Genomic DNA, 10,352 nt, shown 5'->3' on the forward strand with positions numbered 1-10,352 from the left:
GCCCCGCCCGCCCCACCCCGGGCGCGGCGCACGACTGGCTGCTGGGCGCGCTGGACGCCGACAACGCGGGCTCCGCCGCCTGAGGGCCGGCTCGCCCGCCCACTACGCTCTGCCCCCGGCCGCACCGGGCACCGGGTACCGGGGCGGGCAGGAGAGGTCCGGCGGCCCGCGTGATCAGTCGGTGCTGGTGCTGGTGCGGGTGTGGGTGGTGATGTGGATGTACTGGACGTCGAGTTGGTTGGCGATGTTGTCCAGGGCACCGGCGAGGGAACGGACGGTGAGCGGCTCAAGACCCACGTCCGTACCGTCTGCGCCTTCTTCCACGACCAGTACGGGGACGCCGTCACGTGCGCCGGCCTTCCAGGTGCGGGCGATGGAGCGCAGCAGGGCGGTGACATGGTCCGCGGGTACGGTCAGCCGCCCGTCCGGCTCGACACTGACCTCGGGCGCCGCGAGCCGCGCCTCGTTTCCTTCGCCCCTGGGGTCCATGCCGCCCCTTTCCTGCCTTTCCTGCCGCCCCCTTTTTTTCCTGCCGGGCTTGGTGAGTGCGGCCGTTGTCCTCGGCATGTGGCCCTCGGGCGACAAACCAAAGGCGCGGCAAACTCAGCGTAACTGTGCGCTGCGGACGGCGGCGGCCTATCCGGCCAGTGTCTGGGAGAGGCGAATGGTCGGATCGGTCAGGTCGGCGGTTTTCAGCGGCTTCGCGTCGGTGAAGTCTGCTGCCGGGTACTCGCGCCGTCCCGCCCGGCCAGCTGGGTCATGTGAACTCCTCGGATCGAAGAGGTGGCTCAGGAGCGGCGGAGCCGATGCCGGAGATGGCGCCGTAGATGCCGAACGCCTTGCCCCGCTCCTTGGGTTCAGTGAACGTGGTGATCAACAGGGACAGTGCGGAAGGCATCAGCAGGGCGGCGAAGGCGCCCTGGGCGGCCCGGGCCGCGAAGAGGACCCCGGAGGTGCCGGCCGCCCTGCCGAGCGCGGACGCGGCGGCGAAGCCGCTCAGGCCGGTGATGAAGGCGTGTTTGCGGCCGATGATGTCCACGAGCCGGCCGCCGAGCAGTAACAGGCCGCCGAGGGCCAGAGTGTAGGCGGTGATGACCCATTGGCGGCTGCCGTCGCCCATGTCCAGATCGGCCTGCGCCGAGGGCAGAGCGATGTTGACGATGGTGCCGTCCAGCAGCACGGTGAGCTGGGCGACGGCGATGACGGCCAGGGCCCACCAGCGCTGGGGATCGGGTGCGGGGGCTGCGCCGGAGGGCAGGCCGGAGGTGTTCGGGGAGAGCGCGGAAGAACTGGTCATGACGGAAGTCCTTGCCGAGAGGACCGGGGGCGCGGAGTGCCCCCGGCATCACGGGGAGAGGCGGCGGCGTCAGTCCGACAAGGCCGAGTAGTCGGTGTAGCCGGTCGCGTCACCGCCGTAGAAGGTGGCCTGGTCGGCCGTGTTGAACGGGCCGCCGGCGGCGAGGCGGGCGGGCAGGTCGGGGTTGGCGAGGAAGAGCTGGCCGAAGGCGAGCACGTCGGCGGTGCCGTCCTCGATCAGGGCGAGGTCCTCGGGGCCGGTCGGGCGCTCGCCAGTGTTCGGGTTGAGGATGAACGTGCCGGGGAACAGCCGGCGCAGGGCCAGCGTCACCTCCCGGTCGCCGGCTTCCATCAGGTGCAGGTATGCCAGGCCGAGCGGAGCGAGTCGCTGCACCAGCGCCTCGTAAGTGGGGCGCGGGTCCGGCTCGTGGATGTCGTTGAGCGTGGTGCCGGGGGACAGCCGCAGGCCGACGCGGTCGGCGCCGATGGCGTCCGCGACCGCCGTAGTGACCTGCACCGCGAAGCGGATGCGTCCCTCGACCGAGCCGCCCCAGCCGTCTGCGCGCCGGTTGCTGTTCGGGGCGAGGAACTGCTGGATCAGGTAGCCGTTGGCGCCGTGCAGCTCCACACCGTCGAAGCCCGCCTCGATCGCATTGCGGGAGGCCGTCACGTGATCGGCGATGGTCTGCTCGATGTCCGCCTCGGTCAGCTCGCGCGGAGTGACGAACTCCTTCGGGCCCTCAGGTGTGAAGCCCTGGCCCTTTGCAGCGATGGCCGAGGGCCCCACGGGGACCAGCCCGTCGGGCAGCAGAACCGGGTGGCCGATCCGGCCGGTGTGCATGATCTGAGCGAAGATCTTGCCGCCCTTCTCGTGCACAGCGTCGGTGACCTTGCGCCAGGCGGCCACCTGCTCGGCGCTGTGCAGGCCGGGTGTGAACGGGTACCCCTGGCCGACGACCGACGGCTGGGTGCCCTCCGTTACGATCAGGCCTGCGCAGGCCCGCTGCGCGTAGTACTCCACGGTCAGCTCCGAGACCAGGCTGTCGTAGGCGCGGCTGCGCGTCATGGGCGCCATCGCTATCCGGTTGGCGAGCTGGTGCTTTCCGATGGTGATGCGGTCGAAAGCAGTAGGCATGGCTGTCCCCTCGATCATTACTTGGTTAGCCAATGATTCGGCCGAGGGTTACTGTAGCGCAATTACTTGGCTAGACAACATAATGGACCGAGGACCCTACCGGCCAAGGAGGCTGACCTTATGACCCGCACCCCGACCGGCGCGACCCGTGGCGACGTCGACGCACGTCAGGACGCCGACAGTGGGCAGATCAGCCACGCCATCGCCCGCGTCGCCCGGGCGCACCGGGTCACGGCCGGGCAGCTGCTCCGCCGTATGGGCCTGTACGCGGGACAGGAGCTGCTCATGATGCGGCTGTGGGAGACCGGCCCGCAAGGACAGTCCGGGCTGATCAAGGAGTTGGACCTCGACGCGTCGACCGTGACGCGGATGGTGCAGCGACTCGAACAGAACGGGTTCGTCACCCGGTGCCCCGACCCGAAGGACCGCCGTGCCGTTCTGGTGGCGACGACCGAGGCCGGGGAGGCGCTGCGCCCTGAAGTCGGGAAAATGTGGCAGGAGTTGGAGGAGCGCACGCTCGCCGGTGTCGATGAGGAAGACCGCGACCATCTGGCACGGCTTCTTGCGGCGATCGAGCGGAACCTCACCGTCTGAGCCTCCGGATCCGGTGCCGGTGATCACCCTGAGGGTCCCGTAGGGGGTGTGTACCCGCCCCGTCAGCGGTCTGCGTGGCCGCGGTGGACGCAGCTGTCTCCCTCCTCGCCGAGCGCCAGACTGTCCTTGCCTGTCGGAGCTGACAGGCGTAGCTCACGTCTCGGCGGATTTGTGGAGCGTGACCGCCGCCCCCACTGCACTCTTCGGCGATGAGGACGGGGGGTGGGCAGGGTGCTGAGCTTGCCGCCGGCTTTGTGCTGACGTCGCCGTGAGGCGGGGCTGACTGTCCGAAGCGCCTGAGCATCAGCGGGCTCCACGGATACGCGCGTACGGGAACGGCGCGAACGTTGCTGCTCGAGCGGTCGGAATGCCCGCTTGCCGACAGAACCGTCGAGGAGGATCAGGTGTGTAGATCCGGGCCGCGGTAACGCCCTGGTCGACGTGACCGTGTAGGTGTTGGTCATCCACTGCAGGAACCTGTGGGGGCACGGCGGGAGCGGCGATCCAGTCAGTGCTCATTCGACTGGCATTCGCCCTCATCGCCCATCGGCCTTCGGAGCACGCGAGTTGACCGGTGGGACCGGCGGGACCGGTGAGATCCGGGAGCGCAGCCCATTGACATCAAGTTCGCTTGAGGTTTTAGCGTTCTGTGTGCATCCCGGGCCACGCGGCTGATGGGAACCAGGATCCGGTCCACCAGATTCGGGAGTCACCTTCATGGACATGGAAGTCACCGCATGGCAATCGCTGCGCAGCGCGATGAACGCCCAACAGGACCGGAGGCCCTTCTCCCGGGCCACTCTGCGCCGTATCGCCACCTTTGCCGGCCGGCACCACCGGCAGCTGTACCGTTTTCTCCTGCTCAGTGTGGTCACCGCTCTGCTCGCGGTGGCCACTCCGGTACTCGCAGGCCGCGTCGTCGACGCGATCGTTCAAGGCCGGGGGAGTGGCACGGTCACTCGGCTGGCCTGGCTCATCGCCGCGATCGCGCTCGCCGAGGCTGGACTTGGACTGCTCACCCGCCGGCTCTCGGCCAGCCTCGGAGAGGGGCTGATCCTCGATCTCCGTACGGCGGTCTTCGACCATGTGCAGCGGATGCCGGTCGCCTTCTTCACCCGCACCCGTACAGGCGCACTTGTCAGCCGGCTCAACAATGACGTCATCGGGGCTCAACGAGCCTTCAGCGACACCCTCTCCGGCGTCGTCTCGAACGTCGTCACGCTCCTGCTGACCCTCGCCGTGATGCTCAGCATCTCCTGGCAGGTCACTCTGCTCGCTCTGGTTCTGCTGCCGGTGTTCGTCGTCCCCGCCCGCCGGATGGGCACCCGGATGGCGGCGCTGCAGCGCGAAGCTGCCCAGCACAATGCCGCCATGGGCACGCAGATGACTGAACGCTTCTCCGCCCCGGGCGCGACTCTCATCAAGCTCTTCGGGCGCCCCACGGAGGAGTCCGCCGCATTCGCCGCCCGCGCGCGCAGGGTACGTGACATCGGTGTTCGTACCGCCATGGCCCAGTCGACGTTCGTCACTGCTCTCACGCTGGTGTCGGCGCTGGCGTTGGCCCTGGTCTACGGACTCGGCGGCCACTACGCACTGCGTGGCACGCTCGCCCCCGGGGCTGTCGTGTCCCTCGCGCTGCTGCTGACCCGCCTCTACACCCCGCTGACTTCGCTGGCCGGTGCGCGGGTCGAGGTGATGAGCGCTCTGGTGAGCTTCGAGCGGGTCTTCGAGATTCTCGACCTGAAGCCACTGATCGCCGAGAAATCCGATGCCCGCCGGGTGCCGGACGGACCGGTGTCCGTGGAGTTCGACAAGGTCTCCTTCGCCTACCCCTCCGCCGAGAAGGTTTCACTGGCCTCTCTCGAAGACACGGCGATCCTCGATTCCCGTGGCGGCACCGAGGTCCTGCACGATGTCTCCTTCCGCGTCGAACCGGGGCGTATGGTCGCACTCGTCGGCTCATCGGGCGCGGGCAAATCCACGATCGCGCAGCTCCTGCCGCGCCTGTACGACGCCGACTCCGGTTCCGTACGGCTCAACGGCGTCGACGTACGTGACGTGAGCACCGAATCGATCCGCGAGACCCTGGGGATGGTCACGCAGGACGGGCACCTCTTCCACGAATCTGTCAGGGCCAACCTGCTCCTCGCCCGGCCCGACGCCACCGAGGACGACATCTGGGACGCCCTGCGCCGCTCCCGCCTCGACGGGCTGGTGGCCTCGTTGTCCGACGGCCTCGACACTGTCGTAGGTGAACGCGGATACCGGCTTTCCGGTGGCGAACGGCAGCGGCTCACCATCGCCCGACTGTTGCTGGCCCGCCAGCGAGTGGTCATCCTGGACGAGGCCACGGCCCACCTGGACTCCACTTCCGAGGCATCCGTCCAGGAGGCATTGGGCGAGGCACTCGAAGGCCGTACCGCGGTGGTGATTGCCCACCGGCTGTCGACCGTACGGGCCGCTGACCTGATCCTGGTCGTCGAGGGCGGCCGGGTTGTCCAGCGCGGAACCCACACCGAACTCATGGCAGCCGCAGGCCGTTACCAGGAGCTGTACCGAACCCAGTTCGAGAACCCGCAGGTGCGGGATACGCGTCCGGTCAGCTGACTTTCAGGAGGTGGCGGCGGCATGGCCGGTGAGCCGATGTCCCACGGTCGATGCCAGAAGATTGACGAATAGGGAAGGGGGGGGCAGAAACGTGCGGACTGCTTGCGCGACGGGCCTCAAGTCTTCGGAGATCGCGACGTGTTGCACGCCTCTTCCCGGAGGTACGAGAGGATGGAGCAGGATTAACACGGGCGTACCGGCATCGTCCCGCCGTGCGTTTAGCGGCAGTTGACAGGGAGTTCGCTGACGCCGGTGCTCCGCTCGACCCGCAATTGCCTGGAAACGCCTGGTAGCCCAACAGCATCCGGCTCAACGCAAGGCCGTCGACACGTCCCTGCGGTTCCACTACGAGCAGAGCCTGTCGAAAACGCTGCTCGCCGGGGAAGACATCGTTACCCCACGTTCTGCCCGAGACCTGAACAGGTTGGTCGAACGGCAGCTCACTGCGACAACATCGTCGGGGGGAAGGGGTACACGGACCGCTCCTACCGCTCGGCAACCCGCGGCACGCCCACCACCGGGTTCAGCTGCTTCGCATGCTGGGGCCACGGAGACCTCGCCAGGGTCAGAACGACACCTGGTACTGGACGCAGCTCGACAACGCCTCGTCCAGCACCTGTGCGGGTCGGAAGCGAGGTCTGGATGCGCCTCCAGGAGGTCAACCAGTAACCGGTCCTCGCCTTGAAGCCACTTGATTCGGGCTTCGACCGGTTGCCAAGTCTTGAGTCTGGGACTCGAAGCCGTCTGCCCCCGGTACCGACGGTGAGCATGCCCGTGTTGGACACCAGGAAGCGCCGATCTTCGCGACTCCCTCAGCGGCATGCTCGATCAGGAGCCAGGCCCCTGACCGGACCCCGTTGACGAAACGACGACTCAGCTGGAATTGGGTGACGCAGACGGCGGGATCGCGGCTACTCGCCTGCGCTGAGCGGCACTTGGCCGGTTGGTCCGGGCGATAGGCATCAGGACTACGCCCCCAGTCCTCAGTCCTCCAGGCGGACCGGCATCAGGACCGAGAAGCTGTTCTCGTCATCGGGCCGGCGGATCGCGAGCGGCGCGGTGGGAGCGCCGGACTCCAGGATCAGCCGCTCCCTGGCCCCGGCGGCCAGCGCATCCAGCAGGAACCGGCGGTTGACGGCGATACGGTCCGCACCCTCAGCTCCCTCGGCTTCCTCAGCTCCCTCGGCTTCCTCGGCTTCCTCGGCGCAGAGGGTCAACGTGCCGCCGTCCTCCACCCTGAACACACTCAGGTCCGGCCCCCCGGTCGCCCCGCGACGGACAGGGCCGGTCTCCAGGGATTGCCGGAACGCCGCCACCTCGACGACGGTGCGCCGCTCTGCGGCGGCCTGGGGGAGGAGACGGCGGTAGTCGGGGAAGTCGTGGTCGAGACACTGACCGGCTGCCTGCCTGCCGCCGGCCTCCAGTGCCACGCGGGCGCCGTCGACCGAGATCCGTACGGGGCCCTCACCGTCCAGCAGGGCCCGCATCGCGTCGGCGAGCGGGGCAGGCACAACGGCCTGCACCCGCTTCCCGTCGTGCCCGGTGACCGCGGCCTGTGCGACAGCCATCCGGTACCGGTCGGTGGCCACGACCCGCAGGCTCTCGCCCTCGATGTCGAACAGGACCCCGGCGAGCATCGGCAGCTCGGCACCGGTGCTCGCCGCGAAACGGACCGTGTCCAGTGCGGCTGCCAGTTCGGGCGCGGCGGCGGACAGCCGGGCCGTGGCGGTGTGCAGTGACGTCATGACGTTCTCCCTGTGATCGAGCAGTGCGCGAAGTGCGGAGAACTCGCTGCGGGCATCGGACAGTCCCTGTTCGAGGCGGCACAGATGTGCCTTCAGCAGTTCCCGGACCAGACCGGTATCCGCACCGGGCCAGCCGGCCAGTACCAGCCGGACGTCCGCCAGAGGCATCCCGGCCCGGCGCAGCCGGGCCAACAGCCGTGCCTCACCGAGCTGGTGCGGCTCGTACCAGCGGTATCCGCTCACCGGATCCACCCAGGCCGGAACCAGCACACCGGCACGGTCGTAGAACCGCAGGGAGCTCACACCCAGGCCACTGTCGCGGGCCAACTCGCCGATGCTGCGCATGTCGTTCTCCACACCCGGCACTGTGGGCCCTGCACAAGGTCGAGGGTCAACCGTGTCTGATTCACGGGCCGCGGCCGGTGGGCCGGCCCCCGTACAGTCATCCACATGGTTGAGCATCGCATGGTCGACGTGAACGGCGTCCGGCTGCACATCGCCGAACAGGGCGAAGGCCCCCTGGTGGTCCTCCTGCACGGCTTCCCCGAGTCATGGCACTCCTGGCGCAACCAGTTCGGCCCGCTCGCCGAAGCGGGCTTCCGGGTGGTCGCCCCCGACCAGCGCGGGTACGGACGCAGCGACCACCCCGCCGACGTCGACGCCTACACCATCCTCCACCTGGTCGGCGATGTGGTCGCACTGATCCAGGCCCTGGGCGAGGAGAGCGCCTGCGTGGTCGGGCATGACTGGGGAGCGCCGGTCGCCTGGCACACGGCGCTGCTGCGGCCGGACATGGTGCGCGCGGTGGCCGGGCTGAGTGTTCCGCCCCCGTTCCGGGGGACACGGCCTCCGCTGGCCGCGATGGAGGAGAAGTACGCCGGCCGTTTCTACTGGAACTACTTCGACCGCCCCGGCGTCGCTGACGCCGAGTTCGCCAGGGACACCCGGACCGCGTTGCGCAAGTTCCTCTACTCGGCCTGCGGTGACGCCCCGGGCGCCCTGGAGGGCAAGCAGCCGCTGGTCGACCCGGAGCGGGGCTGGCTCGCCGCCATGCCGGATCCCGCAGTACTGCCCGACTGGTGCACCGAGGACGCCCTCGATGTTCTGACCGACAGCTTTTCCCAGGGCTTCACCGGGGCCCTCAACTGGTACCGCAACCTCGACCGCAACTGGGAACTGACCGCCCCGTGGCACGGCGCCGTTGTCACCCGGCCCGCCCTGTACGTCTACGGCGAACGCGACGTCGTCGCCGGTTTCCCCGGCACCCCCGAACTCATCGAGCGCCTGCCCGCCCTCATGCCCAGCCTGCGGCGCGAGCCCCTCGAACTGGCCGGCTGCGGACACTGGACTCAGCAGGAACGCCCGGACGAGGTGAACACGGCACTCATCGACTTCCTGACGACGGCCTAGCCGTGCAGCCGGGGCAGACCGCGCCCCCTGCCCGTCGGCCGCCCTTCCCCTGCTCGCCTTGCCCGGCCCGGCCCGGGTCGGCAGGAGGCTGTGGCCGGCCGGGCCGGGTGGCCCAGCGGCAGCAAGGCGTGGAACGCGGCCTGTCCCGGCGCCCGTTACACCGGGGTGTTCAGCGGTTCTTGAACTCCTCGATGGCGTCGCGTACCACCTGGCCCGCGGCGTCACTGCCGGCGTGCCCGGCGTCCTCGATGATGTGCAGCCGCGCGCCCGGCCATGCCTTCGCCAGCTCCCACGCCGTCTGGACCGGACAGCCCCTGTCGTGCCGGCCCTGCACGATCACCCCGGGGATCGGGGCCAGCCGGTGCGCGTCCCGGATCAGCTGCCCCTCCTCCAGCCAGGCGCCGTTGCTGAAGATGTGCGCACAGATCCGCACGAACGCGATCCGCGCGTCGGCCTCGCGGTCGCTGTACATGCCGGGCACACCGTTGGGCTCGTCGCTGATGACCGCGTCCTCCCAGGCGAGCCAGTCGGCGGCGGCCTTCTCGCGGACCGTACGGTCGGGGTTCTCCATCAGCCGTGCGTAGGCCGCGAGCAGGTCACCGTCCCGCTCGCCCTCGGGAACACCTGCGCGGAACCGGTCCCACGCCTCGGGGCGGAACAGCCCGGCGCCCCGGTAGAGCCAGTCGATCTCGGAGCGGCGGGAGGTCATCACCGCCTGGATGACGATCTCGCTGACCCGCTCGGGGTACTGCTCCGCGTAGGCCAGGACGAGCGTGGGGCCCCAGGAGGCCCCGTTGAGCAGCCACTTGCCGATACCGAGATGTTCACGCAGCAGCTCCATGTCGGCTATCAGATGGTGTGTGGTGTTGAGGCTCATGTCGGCGGCCGGGGTACTCGCGTGCGGGGTGCTGCGCCCGCAGTTGCGCTGGTCGTAACGGATCACCCGGTAGACATCGGGATCCCAGGACCTGGTCGGCCGCCGCATGGCGCCGCCGCCCGGGCCGCCGTGAACCATCAGGGCGGGCTTGCCCCCGGGGTTGCCGAGCTGCTCGTAGTAGAGGCGGTTGCCGTCTCCGGTGTCGAGGAACCCGGAATCGTAGGGGCTTGTCGGGGGATAGAAATCGACCATGACCGCCGATCCTAGGGGCAGACCGCGGCCGGCCAACCGGATTGCACCGGGCGCCCGTTCGTGCCGCAGCCCCCTGCTCGCATCCTCTTCTTCCTTGACCGCCCGTCACGCCACAGGACAGCGGCCGCGGCGAGACCGGGCTGGCAGGCGGCATGAAGGACAGGGCAGTGGGCAGGTGCACGGCCACACATGCGCCCGCACGGTCGGGAACGACCCGGTGCACGACGGGCGGTGGACCAGCTTGGAGCGCGCTGCACCGTGACGCATACCGGCGTGTCCGCGCGGTGGAGCCACAGCCGCACCGGGCAGAGCACACCAGCCGCAGCGCCACGGAGCCGCGGGCACCCGCCGGGCACACCGCCCCCCGTCGTCACGCCGTGACACCTGGCCACCCGCGGGGGCGACGCCCGCCGCAGCCGACCAGCCCGCCCGCCCC

Annotated in this window: 7 protein-coding genes and 1 pseudogene; 3 read left to right on the forward strand and 5 right to left on the reverse strand. The window is 69.4% G+C overall.

Going from position 1 to position 10,352, the window contains the following annotated elements; translation table 11 throughout:
- Positions 1–174: 174 nt before the first annotated feature.
- From G3I19_RS30385 to G3I19_RS30395, 3 genes and pseudogenes are all read right to left on the reverse strand, one after another.
- Complete coding sequence (locus G3I19_RS30385; RefSeq protein ID WP_164266934.1) at positions 175–489, reverse strand: hypothetical protein; 315 nt, start codon at positions 487–489, stop codon at positions 175–177.
- Positions 490–796: 307 nt separating this feature from the next.
- Positions 797–1,297, reverse strand: a pseudogene (locus tag G3I19_RS30390) (MFS transporter); the annotation flags it as partial.
- Between the two features lie 69 nt (positions 1,298–1,366).
- On the reverse strand, positions 1,367–2,431 hold the full coding sequence (locus G3I19_RS30395) for an alkene reductase (RefSeq protein WP_164266936.1): 1,065 nt from the start codon (positions 2,429–2,431) through the stop codon (positions 1,367–1,369).
- 120 nt (positions 2,432–2,551) lie between these two features.
- Here G3I19_RS30395 and G3I19_RS30400 point away from each other — a divergent pair, with 120 nt between their 5' ends.
- Together G3I19_RS30400 and G3I19_RS30405 are read left to right on the forward strand one after the other, a co-directional pair.
- The gene (locus G3I19_RS30400; RefSeq protein WP_164266937.1) at positions 2,552–3,025 is read left to right on the forward strand and encodes a MarR family winged helix-turn-helix transcriptional regulator; all 474 of its coding nucleotides are present in this window, start codon (positions 2,552–2,554) and stop codon (positions 3,023–3,025) included.
- A gap of 717 nt (positions 3,026–3,742) precedes the next feature.
- Positions 3,743–5,632 (forward strand): ABC transporter ATP-binding protein, encoded by a 1,890-nt coding sequence (locus tag G3I19_RS30405; protein ID WP_164266938.1) that lies wholly within the window; start codon positions 3,743–3,745, stop codon positions 5,630–5,632.
- Between the two features lie 983 nt (positions 5,633–6,615).
- On the opposite strand, the gene G3I19_RS30410 is transcribed toward G3I19_RS30405, so the two are convergent.
- Positions 6,616–7,734, reverse strand: a complete 1,119-nt coding sequence (locus G3I19_RS30410) for a MerR family transcriptional regulator (RefSeq protein ID WP_343235252.1) — start codon at positions 7,732–7,734, stop codon at positions 6,616–6,618.
- A 93-nt stretch (positions 7,735–7,827) separates the two neighbouring features.
- Between G3I19_RS30410 and G3I19_RS30415 the strand changes: the two genes are divergently transcribed.
- On the forward strand, positions 7,828–8,787 hold the full coding sequence (locus G3I19_RS30415) for an alpha/beta hydrolase (RefSeq protein ID WP_164266939.1): 960 nt from the start codon (positions 7,828–7,830) through the stop codon (positions 8,785–8,787).
- Positions 8,788–8,956: 169 nt separating this feature from the next.
- On the opposite strand, the gene pip is transcribed toward G3I19_RS30415, so the two are convergent.
- Positions 8,957–9,916 (reverse strand): prolyl aminopeptidase, encoded by a 960-nt coding sequence (gene pip, locus G3I19_RS30420; protein WP_164266940.1) that lies wholly within the window; start codon positions 9,914–9,916, stop codon positions 8,957–8,959.
- Between the last annotated feature and the right edge of the window lie 436 nt (positions 9,917–10,352).

This window comes from Streptomyces sp. SID10853, from assembly GCF_010548145.1.
Taxonomy (GTDB): Bacteria; Actinomycetota; Actinomycetes; order Streptomycetales; family Streptomycetaceae; genus Streptomyces.